This window comes from Rhodococcus sp. 06-221-2, assembly GCF_002258365.1.
GTDB classification, from domain to species: domain Bacteria; phylum Actinomycetota; class Actinomycetes; order Mycobacteriales; family Mycobacteriaceae; genus Rhodococcoides; species Rhodococcoides fascians.
This window is the reverse complement of sequence record NZ_NOYJ01000006.1, coordinates 26893-45087: the sequence shown is the minus strand read 5'-3', so window position 1 is coordinate 45087 and position 18195 is coordinate 26893. Positions and strand designations below refer to the sequence as shown.

Annotated in this window: 22 protein-coding genes; 14 read left to right on the top strand and 8 right to left on the bottom strand. The window is 64.4% G+C overall.

The window, feature by feature from the left end; translation table 11 throughout:
• Nucleotides 1-14: 14 nt before the first annotated feature.
• Nucleotides 15-1247 (top strand): hypothetical protein, encoded by a 1233-nt coding sequence (locus CH281_RS03645; RefSeq protein WP_143544753.1) that lies wholly within the window; start codon nt 15-17, stop codon nt 1245-1247.
• A 22-nt stretch (nt 1248-1269) separates the two neighbouring features.
• Here the strand turns inward: CH281_RS03645 and CH281_RS03640 are convergent, their stop codons facing one another.
• Entirely contained in the window at nt 1270-2982 is a 1713-nt protein-coding gene (locus CH281_RS03640; protein ID WP_094692981.1) for a cutinase family protein, read from the bottom strand.
• A gap of 104 nt (nt 2983-3086) precedes the next feature.
• Between CH281_RS03640 and CH281_RS03635 the strand changes: the two genes are divergently transcribed.
• From CH281_RS03635 to CH281_RS03605, 7 genes are read left to right on the top strand one after another with little or no spacing between them, the layout of a single operon-like run.
• Nucleotides 3087-3599, top strand: a complete 513-nt coding sequence (locus CH281_RS03635; protein ID WP_256983341.1) for a GNAT family N-acetyltransferase — start codon at nt 3087-3089, stop codon at nt 3597-3599.
• Nucleotides 3600-3625: 26 nt separating this feature from the next.
• Nucleotides 3626-3874, top strand: coding sequence for a hypothetical protein (locus tag CH281_RS03630; RefSeq protein WP_094692979.1), 249 nt, complete (start codon nt 3626-3628; stop codon nt 3872-3874).
• The gene (locus tag CH281_RS03625) at nt 3871-6057 is read left to right on the top strand and encodes a heavy metal translocating P-type ATPase (RefSeq protein ID WP_094692977.1); all 2187 of its coding nucleotides are present in this window, start codon (nt 3871-3873) and stop codon (nt 6055-6057) included. Before CH281_RS03630 ends, CH281_RS03625 begins: the two co-directional genes overlap by 4 nt.
• A 43-nt stretch (nt 6058-6100) precedes the next feature.
• Nucleotides 6101-6334: an RNA-binding S4 domain-containing protein gene (locus CH281_RS03620; protein WP_027494925.1), complete on the top strand. Its 234-nt coding sequence runs from the start codon at nt 6101-6103 to the stop codon at nt 6332-6334.
• A complete protein-coding gene (locus CH281_RS03615) occupies nt 6331-7068 on the top strand; it encodes a class I SAM-dependent methyltransferase (protein WP_094692976.1) in 738 nt (245 codons plus the stop codon). The genes CH281_RS03620 and CH281_RS03615 overlap by 4 nt, the downstream gene beginning before the upstream one ends.
• Entirely contained in the window at nt 7065-8582 is a 1518-nt protein-coding gene (locus CH281_RS03610) for an NAD(P)/FAD-dependent oxidoreductase (protein WP_032407782.1), read from the top strand. The genes CH281_RS03615 and CH281_RS03610 overlap by 4 nt, the downstream gene beginning before the upstream one ends.
• Before the next feature lie 49 nt (nt 8583-8631).
• On the top strand, nt 8632-9087 hold the full coding sequence (locus CH281_RS03605; protein WP_094692973.1) for a GNAT family N-acetyltransferase: 456 nt from the start codon (nt 8632-8634) through the stop codon (nt 9085-9087).
• An 84-nt stretch (nt 9088-9171) separates the two neighbouring features.
• On the opposite strand, the gene CH281_RS03600 is transcribed toward CH281_RS03605, so the two are convergent.
• Complete coding sequence (locus CH281_RS03600; RefSeq protein WP_032371449.1) at nt 9172-9354, bottom strand: hypothetical protein; 183 nt, start codon at nt 9352-9354, stop codon at nt 9172-9174.
• 58 nt (nt 9355-9412) lie between these two features.
• A complete protein-coding gene (locus tag CH281_RS03595) occupies nt 9413-9862 on the bottom strand; it encodes an Hsp20/alpha crystallin family protein (protein ID WP_094693097.1) in 450 nt (149 codons plus the stop codon).
• Nucleotides 9863-10068: 206 nt separating this feature from the next.
• Between CH281_RS03595 and CH281_RS03590 the strand changes: the two genes are divergently transcribed.
• On the top strand, nt 10069-10413 hold the full coding sequence (locus CH281_RS03590; protein ID WP_032381926.1) for an ArsR/SmtB family transcription factor: 345 nt from the start codon (nt 10069-10071) through the stop codon (nt 10411-10413).
• Complete coding sequence (locus CH281_RS03585) at nt 10410-10877, top strand: SRPBCC family protein (protein ID WP_032385300.1); 468 nt, start codon at nt 10410-10412, stop codon at nt 10875-10877. Before CH281_RS03590 ends, CH281_RS03585 begins: the two co-directional genes overlap by 4 nt.
• Before the next feature lies 1 nt (nt 10878).
• Here CH281_RS03585 and CH281_RS03580 read toward each other — a convergent pair whose 3' ends face one another.
• The 3 genes from CH281_RS03580 to CH281_RS03570 all read right to left on the bottom strand — a co-directional run bounded on the left by CH281_RS03580 (nt 10879) and on the right by CH281_RS03570 (nt 13337).
• Nucleotides 10879-11898 (bottom strand): DUF5914 domain-containing protein, encoded by a 1020-nt coding sequence (locus CH281_RS03580; protein ID WP_032385433.1) that lies wholly within the window; start codon nt 11896-11898, stop codon nt 10879-10881.
• A 432-nt stretch (nt 11899-12330) separates the two neighbouring features.
• Nucleotides 12331-12642, bottom strand: coding sequence for an AzlD domain-containing protein (locus CH281_RS03575; protein ID WP_094621319.1), 312 nt, complete (start codon nt 12640-12642; stop codon nt 12331-12333).
• Nucleotides 12639-13337: an AzlC family ABC transporter permease gene (locus tag CH281_RS03570; protein WP_094692971.1), complete on the bottom strand. Its 699-nt coding sequence runs from the start codon at nt 13335-13337 to the stop codon at nt 12639-12641. Before CH281_RS03570 ends, CH281_RS03575 begins: the two co-directional genes overlap by 4 nt.
• A gap of 66 nt (nt 13338-13403) precedes the next feature.
• On the opposite strand from CH281_RS03570, the gene CH281_RS03565 reads away from it, so the two are divergent.
• Entirely contained in the window at nt 13404-13961 is a 558-nt protein-coding gene (locus CH281_RS03565; protein WP_094692969.1) for a helix-turn-helix domain-containing protein, read from the top strand.
• A gap of 182 nt (nt 13962-14143) precedes the next feature.
• A complete protein-coding gene (locus tag CH281_RS03560; protein WP_094692967.1) occupies nt 14144-14971 on the top strand; it encodes an SDR family oxidoreductase in 828 nt (275 codons plus the stop codon).
• Between the two features lie 275 nt (nt 14972-15246).
• Here the strand turns inward: CH281_RS03560 and CH281_RS03555 are convergent, their stop codons facing one another.
• Both CH281_RS03555 and CH281_RS03550 read right to left on the bottom strand, forming a co-directional pair.
• Complete coding sequence (locus CH281_RS03555; protein WP_032381933.1) at nt 15247-15624, bottom strand: hypothetical protein; 378 nt, start codon at nt 15622-15624, stop codon at nt 15247-15249.
• A 37-nt stretch (nt 15625-15661) separates the two neighbouring features.
• Complete coding sequence (locus CH281_RS03550) at nt 15662-16216, bottom strand: DUF3558 family protein (RefSeq protein ID WP_094692963.1); 555 nt, start codon at nt 16214-16216, stop codon at nt 15662-15664.
• Between the two features lie 389 nt (nt 16217-16605).
• Here CH281_RS03550 and CH281_RS03545 point away from each other — a divergent pair, with 389 nt between their 5' ends.
• Both CH281_RS03545 and CH281_RS03540 read left to right on the top strand, forming a co-directional pair.
• Complete coding sequence (locus tag CH281_RS03545) at nt 16606-17874, top strand: reverse transcriptase family protein (RefSeq protein WP_256983340.1); 1269 nt, start codon at nt 16606-16608, stop codon at nt 17872-17874.
• A 38-nt stretch (nt 17875-17912) separates the two neighbouring features.
• A complete protein-coding gene (locus CH281_RS03540; protein ID WP_032371456.1) occupies nt 17913-18188 on the top strand; it encodes a YrhK family protein in 276 nt (91 codons plus the stop codon).
• Nucleotides 18189-18195 lie beyond the last annotated feature (7 nt).

Below are 18195 nucleotides of genomic sequence, written 5' to 3'. Positions count from 1 at the left end.
GCATGATCGGCAGTATGAAAGTACTGTCGATGCTCTTGGCCGGTTTCGTTCTCGGCTATGCCATCAGTGACATCGGCCCCGTCGAGTCGCTGCTGAACGGCACAGCGGAATTCGGGTCCTTCTGGTCGATTGTCAACGGGCTCACAGTCGTTGCCGTCGCTGCCTGTGGGACGGCGGTCGCCGTGGCCCGGGTCAGTGCGCCAACTGCGACCATCGTGGCGATGGCAGCGCTGCTCGTCGTGGTGATCCAGACCGTCGGAATGGTGCCCGGGATGCTCGGGCACTGGGCCGCTGCAGTGGGCACCGGTGTGCTGCTGGGTGCGGCCGCGGTCTTGTCGGGACACCACCGTGGTGCACAGGCCGCCCTGGGTGTCTCGGTTGTGGGTGCCGGGCTGCTGGGTTATTGGCTCGATGCGCTGTTGCGGGCGAACGACGGTCCCGTCTTCGTCTGGGATGTGGTCGGTGCCGAGGACGATGTGGTGCCCGAGCGCGCGATCGTCATGGTGATCGCTGCAGTGGCCGCGGCAGTCACGTTGTTCCTGGCACGCCATCACGAGGTGGTGCAGCCACCCGAGACCCCGCGGATTCTGCTCGTCGGCCTGGCGCTGCCCGTCGTGGCAAGCGTCCTGAGCTGGATTGCGGCAGATGCCGATACGCGGAGCGTCGAGTGGCTCGGGGCTCTCGTCGGTATGACGGCTGCCGCGCTGCTGGCCTCGTTCCTACTTCCGGGTCGCGACGGACGGCTGCTGCTGGTGCTGTTCGCAGTGTCGGCGACGGCCCTGGGCACCTCCGGCTTCGCCGCAGGAGATGCCGTTCGGTTGTGCGCGAGCGCGGCACTGCTGGTCGTGGGAGCCGGGATCGGTTACCGGTGGCCGCAGCCGTACATCGGGCTGGGCGGCCTGTTCGTCATCGCTGCTACGAGCCTGACGGAGAACTACGTCGAGATTCCGATCGTCTCGCAGTTCGCTTTGCCGCTCGTTGCGGCCTATGTTCTGGTCTCCGCGCTGGCGACGTCGCCCGGATCTCTGGCGATCTCACTGCCGGCGGTGTTCGTCATGGCCCTGCCCGTGACCGTGGTGTCCGCCGGCTACACACCGTCGTTGTCCATGGATGAATCCGTCATCTCACGCACAAGCGAGCCCGACCACCTGGTGCTGTCGGTGGCCGGGCTCGTGGTTCTTGCTGTGGTGACGGGTGCCGCTGTTCTGCTGGCGCGTCGCTCACCCGTCGTGCGTGGAAACTCGTAGTGGGCTACGAGTTTCCACACACCTACGGGGTCGGTGCGACAGTCGTCGTCGGAGCTGCGGCCTCGGGGGTGACCGGCGTGTCCGTGGCGGGCTCGGTGACGCATACCGGCGGTGCGCCCTCGACGGGTGTCTCATCCTCGACCGGAGTCGTGCAGGCCGGTTCTGCAGGCTCGGCAGCGGGAGCCGGTGCCGGTGCGGGTGCCGGCACCTCGGCCGCGGGGGCGGGAGCAGGCGCAACGGGGGCGGCCGGGGCAGCGGGGCTGGTGGTGACCGGTGCCGGTGTCGTTGCCGTCGGAGTTGCCGTTGCCGAGGTGGTGGTCTCGGGTGTGGCGGCGATGGCCTGGATTGCTGCGCGGCCTGCCTTCTCCTGTACTTCCTTGGTCTTCACCGGCTCGCCCCGGTTGGCCTGCTCGGCCAGCTGGGTCAGCCAGGCTGCGGCGTACTGGACCGAGGTCAGTGGCTTGCCGTTGGCGGCGTCGGAGTCTCGCCAGTAGTCGAAGTGGTGTCCCGAGCCGGGCCCGAGGGTCAGGCCGTAGGGATCGTTCATGATGACCGGGATCGTGTTCTGGTTGGACGAGATGAACCCGGTGATCTCCTTGAAGATCTTCTGCGGCAGGTACACCATGTCGACCATCTGGCCGGTCTCGATCGGCTCTTCACCGTCGACCTTGGCCGAGACGGGGGTCGTTGCGGTGCCGGGCTTGTAGTTGGGCTCGGACACCTTGATCAGTACGTCGAGGAAGGTCTCGTCGCTCTGCATCCAATTGGGCTGCGACGCAATGTCGTTGAAGGCGTTGACTGCGATGCGTCCCAGTGCCAGAGCCAGATCGGCTCCGGTGGCCGGGGTGAGGTTCTCGTTCTGCAGCGCGTCGGCGTTGACCTGTCGACCGACGTTGGCGGCCAGGTGGATCAGCGACGTGTTGGCGGGCAGTGCGCAGGTCAGGTCGCCGTCGGAGCAGAAGGACGCGACGCGACCGTCGAGTGCGCCGAAGCCGCCCGACGTTCCCGGCAATGCACCCTGTCCGGGGATGGCGTTGTTGCCGTTCTGGTACTTGGTGTCGAAACCGTCCGGGTTGCTGAACGGGTTCTCGGCACCGGGGAACGGTCCCTCGCCTGCGACGCGTCCCGCGTCGGCGAAGATGACGACGCCGACGACCTGCGAGGGGTCGATGATGCCGTACTTGCCGTCCTCGGGAACGGCCTGGTTGCCGATCTCCATGGCGGTGCGGCGAGCAACGTCTGCGCCCTCGCTGTAGCCGACGATGGCGAAGCGAGTCTGGGGGCAGGACGCGGAGATTTCCTTCATGATGGTCTGCGAGTTGGTGACGCCCGTCTGCACGGCGTTCTCGTAGCTCGCGAGGTCGGCCGGGTACTCGACGTAGACCGCGGCGTAGGAGTCGGGAACCACGTTGCCGTTGTTGGGAGCTCGCACGGCCTGGTCGATCCAGTCGCTCGAGTAGTCACCGGACATCGCTGCGGGGAGGCGGGTGCCGTCGGGCTTGGTCAGCCACTTGACGCCCTCGCGTGGGGTGTCGCCGCGTCCGCCGATGGCGATACTCACCATGTCGTAGCAGGTCGATGTCGAGACCAGCTCGACGGAGGCCTCGACACTCGTTTCCGACGCAGACCAGGGTGCTGCTACCAGCACTCCGGCACCGAGTGCGCCGATCGCAAACGCGCTGAGCGCGATGCGCACACGCTTCGACTTGCCACCATTCATGTTTTCGATCCCCATCATCCACGCCCGAACCGATCCCGACTGCAATTGCCAGTGGGTTACCCGGCATTTCGTCGCTCGGATGGTTCGCGTTACAAAACGCTTCGTTTACCGTCGTGGACATGACTTTTCACGCCCGAATGACACCGATGGAATTAGCTCTGACCGATGGATCGACCTGCGTCGTGCGTGAGGCGGTGGCGTCGGACCTCGAGTCGATCGTGGCGCTGCTGGCGGACGACCAGTTGGGCGCGACGCGCGAATCCGTCGAGAACATGGACGGATATCGCACCGCTTTCGAGGACATTTCCTCCGATCCACGGAACGTGCTGGTCGTCGTCGTGCACGGTGACGAGGTGGTGGGAACTCTGCAGTCGACGGTCATTCCGGGACTGGCTCGAGGTGGTGCGTTGCGCGCTCAGATCGAAGCCGTACGGGTGGCCGCTACCTGGCGCAGCCGCGGGCTCGGTGGCGCGTTGATCGAGTGGGCGATCGAGGAGGCCACGCAGCGAGGGTGCGCTCTGGTGCAGCTGACGTCCGACTCGCGTCGAGTGGATGCCCACCGGTTCTACACCCGTCTGGGCTTCACTGCCTCACACGTCGGCTTCAAGAAGGCGATCGGCACTACCCACTAGATACCCTGGGGGGGTAGGGTAGGGATGTGAACTCCACACGACAGGAACTCGGCACCCCGACCAAGCTCGTCGGATTCGTCGTCGGGATAGCCCTCGTCTTCTTTCTTGCCCTGTTCGTCGGCCACGCGATCGGACCCGACGCGTCGCCCAGCGAACCGACGCATTCCGACCACGAGTCGCACGACGGAACATCTGCGCTCTATCCGGACTTCCAGCATCAGGGTGTCGTCCGCACGGCCACATTCGTCATCGATGCAGAAGGGAATCGGGGATGAGTACGGAAACCGAACTGATTCTGGGCGGCATGACCTGTGCGTCGTGCGCCAACCGCATCGAACGCAAGCTCAACAAGCTCGACGGGGTATCGGCGACGGTCAACTACGCCACCGAGAAGGCGCGAGTCACCAGCGACGGCGTGGCCACCGAGGATCTGATCGCCGCTGTCGAAGCCGCCGGTTACACCGCCACGCTGCCCGCCGCCGAGCCACAGGGCGATCTCCCTACCGATCCGCTGAAACAGCGGTTGGTCGTCTCGGCAGTGCTCAGCATTCCGGTCATCGCGATGGCCATGATTCCGGCTCTCCAGTTCACCAACTGGCAGTGGCTGTCGTTGACTCTCGCCGCGCCGGTCGTCGTCTGGGGAGCGCTGCCGTTCCACCGGGCCGCGTGGACCAACCTGAAGCACGGGACGTCGACGATGGACACCCTGGTGAGCATGGGAACCCTTGCTGCACTGGGCTGGTCGCTGTATGCGCTGTTCTTCGGTACGGCCGGCGAGCCCGGTATGACGCATCCGTTCGAGTTCACGATCGCGCGGATGGACGGGGCGAGCAATATCTATCTCGAGGCGGCTGCGGGTGTCACCACCTTCATCCTGGCCGGCCGGTGGTTCGAGAGCAGGTCCAAGAGGCAGGCCGGTGCGGCGTTACGCGCACTGATGGACCTCGGTGCCAAGACCGTCGCCGTGCTGAAAGGCGATGAGGAACAGCAGATTCCGATCGATCAGCTCGCCGTCGGCGATCTGTTCGTCGTTCGTCCGGGTGAGAAGATCGCCACGGACGGAACCGTCGAGAGTGGATCCTCGGCCGTCGATCGGTCGATGCTGACGGGCGAGTCGGTGCCGGTGGAGGTCGGGGCCGGCGACGCGGTGACCGGAGCCACGGTGAACGTCGGTGGTCGAATCACCGTGCGCGCCAGCAGAGTCGGTGCAGACACCCAGCTCGCGCAGATGGCGAAGGTGGTGGAAGATGCTCAGACCGGCAAGGCTCAGGCCCAGCGTCTGGCCGATCGCATCTCGGGAATCTTCGTGCCGATCGTCATCGCCATCTCGGTGGCGACGCTCGGATTCTGGCTCGGCACCGGCAATTCGGTGGCCGCTGCCTTCACGGCGGCGGTCGCCGTCCTGATCATCGCGTGCCCTTGCGCACTCGGGCTCGCCACCCCCACCGCTCTGATGGTCGGCACCGGTCGGGCGGCGCAGCTGGGGATTCTGATCAAGGGCCCCGAAATGCTCGAATCGACCCGCCGCATCGATACTGTCGTGCTGGACAAGACCGGCACCGTCACCACCGGTGAGATGACACTGCATTCGGTGCACGTGGCGGACGGCGAGGACGAGAACACGGTCCGCAAGGTGGCGGCTGCCCTCGAATCGAGCTCGGAGCACCCGATCGCGCGCGCCATCGCAGGCGGGGCACTGTCCCAGTCGGTCGAGGAGTTCGCCAGCCTCGAGGGTCTCGGTGTCCAGGGCGTCGTCGAGGGTCGCGCCGCGGTCATCGGCCGTCGCAGCCTGCTGGCCGACTGGTCGATGCCTCTGCCCCCGGAACTGGCCGACGCCTTCGACGACGCCGAACGCCAGGGACGCACCGCCGTCGCGATCGGGTGGGACGGGAAGGCCCGCGGGGTTCTGGTGGTCTCCGACTCGGTCAAGCCGACGTCGAAGCAGGCCGTCGCAGAACTGCGCGAGCTGGGCCTGACACCGGTCATGCTCACCGGCGACAACGAGGCCGCCGCCCGAACGATCGCCGCGGAGGTAGGCATCGAGCAGGTCGTTGCCGGTGTGCTGCCGTCGGGCAAGGTCGCTGCCGTTCGTGAACTGCAGGCCGCAGGCAAGGTCGTGGCGATGGTCGGCGACGGCATCAACGACGCGGCAGCGCTGGCCACCGCCGACCTGGGGCTCGCGATGGGAACCGGAACCGATGTCGCGATCGAGGCGAGCGACCTGACGTTGGTCCGCGGCGACCTACGGGCCGTCGGCGATGCGATCCGGCTCTCGCGTCGCACACTGAGCACCATCAAGGGCAATCTGTTCTGGGCGTTCGCCTACAACGTCGCAGCGATTCCGCTCGCGGCCGCGGGCCTGCTCAACCCGATGCTCGCCGGGGCTGCGATGGCGCTGTCCTCGGTGTTCGTGGTGAGCAACAGCCTGCGGTTGCGCCGCTTCCGCGCCGCGATGTGACTCGTTGGTAGCAGCGAGCGGCCCGCTAGTACAGGATGGAGACATGTCCGATGCACACGATGTCCCCATCCGCGACGAATCGATCCGGCTGGGCCAATTCCTCAAGCTCGCCAACCTGATCGAATCCGGTGCCGAAGCCAAGGGCATCATCGCCGACGGCCTGGTCAGCGTCAACGGGGACGTGGACATCCGCCGCGGACGGCAGTTGCAGCACGGAGATGTCGTGTCGGTCCAGGGTGGGCCAGCTGCCCGCGTGAGCAAGGAAGAGGCTCTGTGAAGGTCGGTAAGCGCGGTCTGCCGCGAAACGAAGTTCCCGGCGCATTCGACGTCGGTGCCAAAGCGTACGACCGACTCGTCGGAGCGAACCCCGGTTACCACGAGCACCTCGTCAAGTCCGCGCAGCGCCTCCGCATTCCCGATCTCGGAAGCGGATTGCGCCTGCTCGATATCGGTTGCGGTACGGGTGCGTCCACCGCAGCGCTGCTCGAAGCGGCACCGCACGCCGAGATCGTCGCCGCCGACGCGTCCGCCGAGATGCTCGAGGTCGCCCGGAGCAAGGACTGGCCGTCGAACGTCACGTTCGTGCACTCGCGGGTGGAGGATCTGGCCGTGAACGGAGTCGACGGACCGTTCGACGCCATCCTGGCCGCTTATCTGATCAGGAACGTCGACGACCCCGACACCGAACTCAAATCGCTACTGGCGCTGCTGCGTCCGGGTTCGACGATCGCGTTCCACGAGTATTCGGTGCACGATTCACTGCGTGCTCGCATCTCCTGGAACGTCGTGAGCTGGGGCATCATCATCCCGCTCGGCTGGCTCGCGACGCGAAACGCCACGTTGTACCGGCACCTGTGGCGGAGCGTTGTGACGTTCGACGGCGCATCGGCGTTCATGCGACGGATGCAGCGTGCGGGCTACAGCGGTGTCGCCCGAGAAACGATGACCGGATGGCAGAACGGTGTGGTGCACACATTCCTGGGCTCTCGACCCGCGAAGGAAGAGCGTTGACCGATTCCAAGAAGGTCACCCATGCTGCGGTGCAAGGCTATTCGGACGCAGGTCAGCTGGCCGACGTCCCGCATGTGGTGGTGGTGGGCGGCGGTATCGCGGGGCTGAGCGCCGCGACCGCGTTGGCCGAACGCGGCGTCAAGGTTCATCTGGTCGAACGCGAAAGCTACCTCGGTGGCCGCGTCGGTGGCTGGGACACGACGCTGGAGGACGGCTCGCCCGCGACGATGAGCCGCGGCTTCCACGCGTTCTTCCGGCAGTACTACAACCTGCGAAACCTGCTGCGCCGCACCGACCCAGACCTGGCGCGTCTACGCCCGGTCGACGACTACCCGCTGATCGACGGCGACGGTCGTATCGACGGATTCAAGGGGCTGCCCGAGACGCCACCGCTCAATGCGTTCGCGTTCGTCAAGCGCAGTCCGACGTTCCGGTGGAAGGACCTCACCGACCTCAACGGAATCGCCGCCCTGCCACTCATGACGGTGAGCGTGCCGAAGACCTTCGACGAACTCGACACCACTCCCGCGGCGGAGTTCCTGCGCAACATCAACTTTCCCGAAGCGGCACGCCATCTGGCGTTCGGGGTGTTCTCACGCAGCTTCTTCGCCGACCCGGAGGAGATGTCGGCTGCCGAACTGGCGATGATGTTCCACATCTACTTCCTCGGCTCCTCCGAGGGTTTGATCTTCGATGTCCCCCGCGATCCCTACCCACAGGCACTGTGGAACCCGTTGGGGGAGTACCTCAGCGGTCTCGGTGTCGAGATCAGAACGTCCACTCCGTGTGGCGAGATCACCCGCGGTGGCCTGCGCAAGTTCCGCGTCGACGCCGGCGGAATCATCGACGCCGACGCGGTGGTCCTCGCTACCGACATCGCCGGATTGCAGCGGGTGCTCGAGCAATCCCCCGAGCTCGGGACGCCGGCGTGGCGCAAGCAGATCGGCGCGCTGCAGAACACCCCGCCTTTCATGGTCCACCGCGTGTGGCTGAGCAAGGCGGTGAATGCCGATCGTCCCGCGTTCATCGGCACCGGCGGTATGCCTCCCATCGACAACATCAGTGTGCTCGAGCGGTTCGAGGACGAGGCCGCGGAGTGGGCAGCGAGGACCGGAGGTTCCGTGGTCGAACTGCATGCCTACGCCGCCGAGGAATCCGAGGAGGTCACCCGCGCGCAGCTGATGGCTCGCATGCGCGAGATCTACCCGGAAACCGCTGCGGCAGAGGTGATCGCCGAACGATCCGAATGGCGAGACGACTGCCCGATGTTCGGCCTCGGAGCATTCGCCGAGCGGCCCACCGTGCGCACCCCCGAGCCCTCGCTGGTACTCGCGGGTGACGGCATTCGGATCGATCTGCCCGTTGCTCTCATGGAACGTGCCGCCACCACCGGACTGCAGGCAGCGAACACCCTGCTGGCGGGTTGGGGCGTCACCGGCCACGATATCGAAACCGTCCCCACGAGTGGACGATTCAAGATGTTCGACGCTTTGGAGCGGCTTCGCCGCAGGTGAGTGGTACTTCGTAGCAGGGGTCGAACTTCCACTCACGACAGGAGGTTGCATGCGTCTCGAGGTCGACGATCTGTCGCGGCCGGAGGTCGGTGCGTTGCTCGTCGAGCACCTTGCGGACATGCACGCGACGTCCCCGGCGGAGAGTGTTCACGCACTGGATCTGTCGGGTCTGCGCGGGCCGGATATGCGGGTGTGGACGGCGTGGGAGGCCGGGGCACTGCTCGGCATTGCCGCGCTGAAGACACTCACTCCTGAACACGGAGAACTGAAATCGATGCGCACCTCGAGTTTCGCGCGAGGCCGCGGGGTGGCGTCCGGACTGCTCGACCACGTACTGACGGAGGCGCGACGACTGGGGTTCGAGCGCGTCAGCCTCGAGACGGGCACCCAGGACTACTTCGCCGCAGCTCGACGCCTCTACGAGCGACACGGGTTCAACGAAGTGCCCCCGTTCGGCGACTACGTCGTTGACCCGTCGAGCACGTTCTACTCATTGGTCCTGTGATGTCTGGCCTTGTGGCCAGTTACTCGGTGCGGCAATGACGCAGGCCGGCACCGAATGTCGGTGCCGGCCTTGCGGTCGTTGGGATCACGCAGCGACGGGCTCTCGCGGTACGTGCGGGTAGAGGTCGTCGTCGACCGGCTCTGCTCGCTGCTGATCCAGTAGATCGGCCGTGGCGCATTCACGGATCTCGGTCCCGACCCCGAGAACCGTGCGCCACCATTGGTCGCGATCGGGAGATTCCGGCCAGACCACGGTATCCGTTTCCATATGCATCACCCTCCCTGAGTGGTTCGACAGTGCTCGATGTGCTTGTGCGCGTAACGGATCAGGTCGATTGGTGTTCGATGGATCTCTGCTCGCCGGTCAGCTCGGCACGAGCGATGTCGACCTTGCGCGGCTTCGCTCGCTCGGCAAGCAGAATGGTGATCGACAGGACGCCGTTGTCGTACGACGCCGAGATGCCTTCGGTGTCGACGCCGTCACCCAGTGAGATCTGTCGACGGAACGTTCCGGCGAAGCGCTCCGATGAAATCCACTGCACACCGGAGCTTTCCGGCACGGTTCGTTGCGCGGTGAGCGTCAATGTGCCGCGATCGACGTCGACGTCGATGGATCCCGGGTCGACGCCGGGAAGGTCGGCACTGAGTACGTAGTGATCGTCGACCTTGTACAGATCCATGGGCATGAATCGCGGTGCGCGGTCCGAACCGGTAGACGCACCCAACAATGCCGAGGTGAGCGAATCGACGTCACGGAACGGATCGAAACGAAGCACAGCAACCACCTCCTGTACCCAGATGCGCTCGCCCCTGTGGCGAGGCGCTCCTCAACTGTGCAACACAAAAATTAGCACTCGAATGCAGCGAGTGCCAAGACCTTTACGGCACATTTTCGGAAATTCTTTCGCCCCAATAGTGCTGCGGCGCAGCAGGAGTGGTGCAGAGCTCTTGTGTATATCGATCAGTCACGATACTGTGCCTTATGGCTCAGTATTCCGAGGTCCTCGACGACGTGTTCCAAGCATTGGCCGATCCCACGCGGCGTGCAGTACTGGGCCGACTGGGGTCAGGGCCTGCCACCGTGGGGGAACTGGCCGAACCATTCGACATGACTCTGCCGTCGTTCATGAAACACATTCATGTACTCGAGCGCAGCGGATGGATTCGCACCCACAAGACCGGACGTGTACGCGCATGCACGATCGAGCGAACCAACCTGGACGCGGCCTCCGCGTGGCTGGAGCAGCAACGGTCCGTGTGGGAATCCAGAACCGACCGCCTCGAACAGTTCGTCACCCGATCCTCGAAAGAGAGTGAACAACAATGACTTCCTTCGATCCCGAACTCGACCTGAGTATCTCCCGCATCATCGCGGCTCCGCGCGAGACGGTGTGGGATGCGTGGGCCGACCCGTCGAAGTTCGAGAAATGGTGGATTCCGGCACCTACTCTGTGCCGAGTCGACGCGTGGGATCTGCAGCCCGGAGGCGCATTCCGAACGCTGATGAGTGAACCCGGAGGAGACTTCGAACCGCACATCGACGGATGCTTCCTCGCCGTCGACCATCAGGAACGCATCGTGTTCACCAACTCCCTCGTCGAAGGTTGGCGACCTGCCCTACAGCTGTTCATGACCGCGGTGATCACGTTCGCCGACCATCCCGACGGGACGCAGTACCGGGCGCACGTGATGCACCGCAACGTAGAAGACCGAAAGATGCACGAGGAGTTGGGCTTCCATGACGGTTGGGGAACCGTCATCGGCCAACTCGCCGCGTTCGTCGAAGGCTAGATCACGCGCGACCCGTCGAGCGCAGTTCGTAACGGCGTTCGGCGTAATCGAGGTCGTCCTTCCACAGACGTGCTGCGGTGAAGTTCATCGCCGGACGCAGCAGTCCCGAGACCTTGCGCGCCATCTGGAAGCCGGGTCGATCCGAGCTCGCGATCGTCGCCTCGATGACCGCCGTCCGCGGGGTGCCGTCGGACGCAGGAGCCAGGGGAGTCGCGTGAGTCTCGACAACGCTTCCCGCCCCCTCACCGTCGAGGATGCGCATGACAATGGTGCGTGGGCCGGGGCAGACGAACTCGGCTCGAACCGGAACACCGATGCCGCGACTGACGCGGAACGTGACATCGACCAGGAAGCGATCGTCCTCCTCGGGCACATCGATGTCGGTGGGCGCACTGACAACTTTCAACCTCGCGAACGAGTACGGATGGAACCATGCACCGTGCCACGGATCGAGGCGATTGGCGATGATGTCGTCCGGTTCGCACTTCCCGATCAACGTGACGACACCGGGAATGGACGTCGACGCAGGGGGCCTGATCGGAACCACCGGCACCGGCGTCGGCTCCTCGCCGCCCAGCTCGTCGAGCCGGACCCACACCAGAACACCGTCGTCGAACGCAGGAACCGGCCGCCAGCCAGCCTTACCCTTCGGACCCAACGCCAGCCCATGCCACCGGCACACCAACGCGTCGCACTCGATCTTCGCGGTATCGAGTGCCGCCCCGAGATGCGGACACGCACCCGGACCGATATGCACCTTGCCCGCCGAATCCCGCCACGCAACCAACTCGGTGGTGCCGACATAGCGACCGAACGGCTTGTCGGCCTTCACGTCACGACTAGCAGCGAAAACGAACCAATTACCCGACGTCCGAGTCTTCGCACGCTTCAACGCCGACTCGATGACCTGGGGATTCGCACCCTTCCACGTCGGCTCCTGCTTGGCCCACGACTCCGACGGAAGCGGCTGAAGTGGCATCGTCTTCGGCCAACGTCGTCGTACTGCATCCAGCGCGGTCATTGCGGCTCCCCACATCGAGACATTGTGTTCATTCTCCATTGTCCCCGCCCGGGGGTACTCAATGTGACGTCGAGTGGACTTTCCGGGGGTCAATGTCACATCTAGTGGACTCGGAGTGCCGGTGAACTGGGAGAGGTGCGCGAGGTCAGGTGGGTCCCGTGGGGGTCGGCGGTTCGAGCTGCGCCGGTCAACTGATGTCAGCGCCCACAATTCGTTTCGAAAGACGGAATCCCGGGGCTGCAGGGAAATAGTGGGCGCTCAGGTCAGTAAGCGAGGTCGCCCAGGTGGCAATGGGCTCGTTGTCGTGTAGGTATTCCGCGAAGGGGCGATGGCTGTCACCGGTGTCCCCGATCCGATGCACTCGATGTGACATTTGGTGGACTTTTCGGGGGTCAATGTCACATCTAGTGGACTCGGGGTGCCGCGGTTCGGTCAGGCGACGCCGATCCATCGGAGGGAAGCGGTGGTTGCGGCAGCCGCGATCACGATGACGACGAAGGGTGCTTTGCGCCAAGCGAGGACTCCGGCCACGGTCACGCCGATGGGGGCCGCGAAGCCCGCGAAGTCCTTGCCCACGAGCAGGGTGGAGGTGGCGATGAGGGCCACGAACACGACGGCGACCGAGGTGGACATGACGCGGTCGATGCGGGGCGAGATGGTCATGCGCGAGCGTAGGGCCGGGCCGATGAGGCGCAGAGCGAAGGTGCCGACGACCATGGCGATCAGCGGAATCGTGAGGTTCATGCGGATTCCTTGCGTGCGGCGGGCGTGGTCGACAGCAGTGCGGGGACCACGGCGATCAGCGAGAGGAGCACCGGCAGTCCGCTCGGTAGGAACATCGACGCTGCCAGGGCGATCCCTGCTCCGACGAGTGCGGCATTGCGCGTGCCCCGATCTCGGAGCGCAGGCATGATCAAGCCGAGCAGAATTGCCGGAAATGCGGCGTCGAGTCCGAGTGCGGCGGTATCGGTGATCGCTCCTCCGCCCACCGTGCCGATCACCACCCCGATGTTCCAGGTGACGAACAGTCCGATTCCGCACAGCCAGAACGCAGTTCGACGGCTCGCCTCGTCCTGTTCGGCGACGCTGAATGCGACCGCTTCGTCGGTGATCAGGTGGGTGCCGAGCAGTCGCTTCAGTGGCGAGACGTTCTCGAAGACGGATCCTATGGAGAATCCGAGCGGTACCAGCCGAGAATTGGCAAGCAAAGCGCTCGCCACGGCGGCGACGGGGTTCCCGCCGACGGCCAGGATGCCGACGAAGATGAATTGTGATGAACCCGCGAACACCACCAGCGACATCACGACCGGTAGCCACAACGGCAGGTCAGCGGCCACGGAGATCGCACCGAACGAGGCCCCGACCAAGGCGTCGGCCAGACAGACCAACGCGATGTCGCGGATGTTGACCCCCTGCAGGGTTCGCCATGTCGAACGCATGGTCGTTATAGTGGACGATGTTAAGCTGTTCGTCAAATCAAACGAACGTACCGATGGAGTGAACGAATGGCGGACGCCGGACCACCGATCGCAGCCATCGCTGCCGCTCTGCAGCAGGAGCGGCGACGCGTCGGCCTCTCGCTGGCTGAGGTGGCGCGCCGCGCCGGAATTGCGAAATCGACTCTGTCGCAACTGGAATCGGGTACGGGGAATCCGAGTCTGGAAACTCTGTGGGCCCTCAGCGTCACCCTGGAGGTGCCGTTCTCCAGACTGGTCGAGCCGGCGAAGCAGTCGGTCCGACTGATCCGTGCAGGGGAGGGGCCGAGATTCGCGTCGGACCGGGCGGACTACTCCGCGACGCTGCTGGCGTCGTCTCCACCGAACGCGCGACGAGACATCTATCTGGTCAGCGCGGACGTCGGCGAGCCGAGGCGCTCGGACCCTCATTCGCCCGGTGTGGTCGAGCACGTTGTGCTCAGCGCCGGACGAGCCCTGGTGGGGCCAGTGGGCGAGGCAGTCGAGCTGGCACCCGGCGACTATGTCGCCTACCCCGGCGACGCGCTGCACATCTTCGAGGCGCTGGAGCCGAACACCATGGCGGTGATGATCACCGAACACAGTTGAACGGAACACAGCTGACGTGCGGGGAATAGTCGGCGACGGCGCCTCGTTGGACTCTTTCGACGGCGTTCGCTTGGCAAGCCCCGGGCCTCACCCCATTTGTCGCTTCGAGCGACCACTCGCCGAGAGGCGTTTGCAGCGGACGTCGTCCTTACTTTTGTCCGTGTAGCGAAGGGACGAGATTCATGACAGCCAAGACGTGGTTCATCACCGGCACCTCCAAGGGATTCGGGCGGGAGTGGGCGATCGCGGCACTCGACCGTGGCGATCGGGTCGCAGCGACTGCTCGCAACACAGACACCTTGAAAGATCTCGTCGAACAGTACGGCGATGCGATTCTGCCGATCGAACTCGACGTGAACGATCGCGCCGCCGACTTCGCGGCAGTCCAACAGGCCTACGACAAGTTCGGTTCACTCGACATCGTCATCAACAACGCCGGCTACGGCCAGTTCGGCATGATCGAGGAACTCTCCGAGGAAGATGCTCGGGCGCAGATCGAGACGAACGTCTTCGGAGCGCTATGGGTTACGCAGGCGGCGCTGCCGTTCATGCGTGAGCAGGGGAGTGGCCACATCTTGCAGGTGTCGTCCATCGGCGGAATCTCAGCATTCCCGAATGTCGGTGCGTACCACGCCTCGAAGTGGGCGCTCGAAGGATTCAGCCAGGCATTGGCGCAGGAGGTCGAGGACTTCGGTATCCACGTGACGCTGATCGAGCCGGGTGGGTTCTCCACCGACTGGTCCGGTCCGTCCGCCAAGAAGTCCACCGACATCGCCGCGTACGACCCGATTCGGGAGAAGGCCGCCGAACTGCGGAGTGCAAGGCAGGCGACTCCTGGCGATCCGGTAGCTACGCGTGCGGCGCTGCTCAAGGTCGTCGACGCCGAAAAGCCGCCGCTGCGAGTCTTTTTCGGAGAGGCACCGCTCCAGATCGCGACGACGGACTACGAATCACGCCTGGCGAACTGGCGCGAATGGCAGCCCGTGGCCGTCGAGGCGCACGGAGGCTGAGTCTCCACCACGCGAACCTCTAGGTGTGAGCTCCAACCTGGGCGGCCTTGATCCGTCTCAGGAGGCTTGCTTGCAGCTACGCTCCGGACGCGACGAAAACGCGGGGAGGCGGGGATTCACGCCCATCGTCGGGATTTTCACCTCGTCGGTGGGGTGTGCCTGACGGCTGAGGGCGCGGATCGAGTGGTGGCGTTCTCGCAGTTGCGAGCCGGTGTAGCGGCGACTGGACAACGACAAACGCGAGGTCGATGTCCATCGAATAGTGCTGCAGGCCGTCAGTTCTCTGGAGTGAGCGCGACGATATTCGCGGCCGTTCTGCTGTCGACTTCTGCCGTCTCGTCGAAGTAGCGCCGAAACAACGTACGCATCGAATCGATGACGTCGATGTGCTGCTGAAGAATGACGTCGAGTGACGTGTCTTTGCCGGTCGCAAGGCGCAGGAACTTGTCACGCAACGCTTGGGCGGATGGCAAGTTTCCCCAGTCTTCGACCTCGGTCAGTGCAAGCGAGTCGACCTGCATCTTCTTGAGGTGAGCCAGGTAGGTGACACAGGCGGCGTCGCATTTTGCAGCGACGTCGGCTGGAATGGTGAGGGTGCCGGCGTCGGCTCGTTGGTTCATGTCCTGCCACTGTGCGAGGAGGTCAGGCTTCACTTGGCCCACGGTGTGTGTCCTTCGATAGACGGAAAATTCAGTTGGGCAGTTCGGAATCGAGTCTGGCCACTACGGCATTGAGCTCTGTGCATGGGTCGTACGGTGAGCTGCCAGTCAATTGGCCTGTAATGAACGTTGCTCTGATCAATTCAGCTCCAGCGGTGAATGCGATGCCGCAGTTGCGGGATGCATCGGCGGCTATCTGCTGGTACTGGGTGGCATCCCGAGTGCCTACTCGGACAGGCTCGAGTCGATCGAAATGGCTCGGATCGTCGATGTAGTCCAAGCTCTGCAGCCCAACAAAAATGCGCAGGAAGTAGGCGTCAGCTGGCGAGCGACTTACCCATCCGCAAATTTTGAATCCGTTTTGATCTCTGCCGAACACCCCCGATTCCTTGGAGTCGACGTTCAATCCCGCCTGCTCGATGGCGTCGTCGGGGATGGTGCATGGATCCCACGGCGTCGGTGCGGCGACCGCGGTGTTGGTCGTCGCGATGACTTCGGGGACTGCACTACCGTCTTGGCCCGTCGAACATGCGTTGAGCAGGAGCAGACCTACTGCGATTGCCGCCCATCGACTGCTTCGATGCATGTGCACTGTCCTTTCCCAAGAGCCCATCTACGGGTTGGACGCAACGGAGTCGGCGCTGGTTCCGTTCACCTGCTCCGGACTCGAGAGCTCCGGCTCGTAATCGAGCAACTCACGAGAACTTCAAAACCCGACCGGTCGGTCGAACCAGCGAGTCATCCCGCTGACAGATCGGCCTCGATTTGGCATGGTGGACGGATGCAGCGGCGCGTGGGCGAGAGTTGGTCCGCGGGACCGGTCTCAGGGGTAACCCCTGGGTACATATTGAGAATCGAGCACTGCGTCCGAAGCTGGTCTGCACGCTACGCGTGCTTGGCAGCTCCGAGGACGAAAGATTTCGGTCGCCGCGCGCCGCTGCATTTTCTCGCTCGAGACCCGTTGGAGCGATCGACGTGAACGACCGCGAACTGTCTCCGCGCGCCGCCGCAACCCTGGCTCGTTTGGCTGCAGACGCAGAGTGGACGCAATCGGGGCTCGAGGAGGCGTTCTCTCGGTTCATGCCGGCCAAGGCCTCGCGGTTGGCCGATCGAATCATCGACCTGTACCCGAGTCCGCCGTTCGACGAGGCGTCGATATTCGTTCTGCTGCGAGATCTTCCGTTGATTACGCAGCCGTCGAAGTCGTCACAGCGATCGCCGATACGTGGCCGTGTCGTACCCTGGCGGTTCGAGGTGCCTCGCTACGAGACGACGGGCCAGCTCGCGCAATCACTGGATCTGACCATTTCCGAAATCGAGTGGTTTGCCGACCTGCAGGGTCGGCTGCGTACTGCGCCGTTTCCCCTGCAGCACTATCGATCTGCTCGTCTCGACAAGCGCCACGGCGTCCGTCTGCTCGAGGTGCCCAAACCGCGCTTGCGCGAGATTCAGCGAAAGATACTGCACCGCATCCTGGATCGAATTCCGCCACATCCCGCCGCGCACGGTTTTCGTAAAGGGCGCAGCCCCCGCACGTTCGCGACGCCCCACGCCGAGCGTGAGGTGGTGGTCTCGGTCGACTTACGTCGCTTCTTTCCGTCCATCGGGTTCGATCGCGTGGTGGCGATCTTCGAGGCCGTCGGCTACCGCAGAAAGGTCGCGGCCAATCTTGCCGCGCTGTGCACAACGGTCACCCCGGCCGGCGAATTGACGGGCATGGACCGCGCAACGGCGGCAAGGCTTCGCACCACTCACTTGCCGCAGGGCGCACCGACGTCGCCCGCCTTGGCCAACCTGGCTGCCCGCCAACTCGATATTCGAGTTGCCGGGCTCGCCCGCACCATGGGTGCCCGCTACACCCGCTACGCCGACGACCTGGCGTTCTCCGGTCCGGCCGAGCTCGACGTCGACAAGTTGCTGTGGGTGGTGTCCCAGATCGCGCACGACGAGGGCTTCACGATTCATCCCGACAAGACCCGAGTGCGGCGCGAGCATCAACGCCAACAGCTCACCGGGCTGGTGGTCAATGCGTGGCCCGCAGTTCCGCGAGAGGAGTACGACAACCTCCGCGCGTTACTGCACAACTGCATCGGTAGCGGTGCAGTTCAACAGAATCGGGACGATCTGACCGACTTCCGTGCCCATGTGTACGGACGTATCGCGCGGATCGGCGAGACCAGCGAGACACGTCGTCGGAAACTGCTCGAGATGGCAGCCCGGGTCGATTGGGAGGGATCCGGGTAGTCGGACTGGGTACACCGACGTTTTACGAAGGAGCCGCTATGAACGACCTGACCTTCACTATCGGGCACGAGGAGCTGGTGATTCGCCAGCGGTGGGAAGTTGTCAGCATCATCAACGACATTCTCGTTGCGGTCTGGTTCATCGTCGGCAGCATCCTCTTCTTTCAGGAGAGCACGACGGTAATCGGTACGTGGTTCTTCCTGCTGGGGAGTATCGAACTGCTCATCCGTCCCGTGATTCGACTGGCGCGACGGGTGCATCTGACACGGATCGGTCGTGCACGAACCGCGTCCGAGAGCGACGACGACTTCTGACCACATC

What these genes read in the sequence shown, in the direction of transcription:
- CH281_RS03570 (WP_094692971.1), bottom strand. Translation starts at nt 13,337, where the DNA reads ATGCGTTCGACATGGCGAACCCTGCAGGGGGTCAACATCCGCGACATC.
- CH281_RS03560 (WP_094692967.1), top strand. Translation starts at nt 14,144, where the DNA reads ATGACAGCCAAGACGTGGTTCATCACCGGCACCTCCAAGGGATTCGGG.
- CH281_RS03540 (WP_032371456.1), top strand. Translation starts at nt 17,913, where the DNA reads ATGAACGACCTGACCTTCACTATCGGGCACGAGGAGCTGGTGATTCGC.
- CH281_RS03565 (WP_094692969.1), top strand. Translation starts at nt 13,404, where the DNA reads ATGGCGGACGCCGGACCACCGATCGCAGCCATCGCTGCCGCTCTGCAG.
- CH281_RS03625 (WP_094692977.1), top strand. Translation starts at nt 3,871, where the DNA reads ATGAGTACGGAAACCGAACTGATTCTGGGCGGCATGACCTGTGCGTCG.
- CH281_RS03605 (WP_094692973.1), top strand. Translation starts at nt 8,632, where the DNA reads ATGCGTCTCGAGGTCGACGATCTGTCGCGGCCGGAGGTCGGTGCGTTG.
- CH281_RS03590 (WP_032381926.1), top strand. Translation starts at nt 10,069, where the DNA reads ATGGCTCAGTATTCCGAGGTCCTCGACGACGTGTTCCAAGCATTGGCC.
- CH281_RS03585 (WP_032385300.1), top strand. Translation starts at nt 10,410, where the DNA reads ATGACTTCCTTCGATCCCGAACTCGACCTGAGTATCTCCCGCATCATC.
- CH281_RS03580 (WP_032385433.1), bottom strand. Translation starts at nt 11,898, where the DNA reads ATGACCGCGCTGGATGCAGTACGACGACGTTGGCCGAAGACGATGCCA.
- CH281_RS03575 (WP_094621319.1), bottom strand. Translation starts at nt 12,642, where the DNA reads ATGAACCTCACGATTCCGCTGATCGCCATGGTCGTCGGCACCTTCGCT.
- CH281_RS03550 (WP_094692963.1), bottom strand. Translation starts at nt 16,216, where the DNA reads ATGCATCGAAGCAGTCGATGGGCGGCAATCGCAGTAGGTCTGCTCCTG.
- CH281_RS03620 (WP_027494925.1), top strand. Translation starts at nt 6,101, where the DNA reads ATGTCCGATGCACACGATGTCCCCATCCGCGACGAATCGATCCGGCTG.
- CH281_RS03635 (WP_256983341.1), top strand. Translation starts at nt 3,087, where the DNA reads ATGACTTTTCACGCCCGAATGACACCGATGGAATTAGCTCTGACCGAT.
- CH281_RS03640 (WP_094692981.1), bottom strand. Translation starts at nt 2,982, where the DNA reads ATGGGGATCGAAAACATGAATGGTGGCAAGTCGAAGCGTGTGCGCATC.
- CH281_RS03600 (WP_032371449.1), bottom strand. Translation starts at nt 9,354, where the DNA reads ATGGAAACGGATACCGTGGTCTGGCCGGAATCTCCCGATCGCGACCAA.
- CH281_RS03645 (WP_143544753.1), top strand. Translation starts at nt 15, where the DNA reads ATGAAAGTACTGTCGATGCTCTTGGCCGGTTTCGTTCTCGGCTATGCC.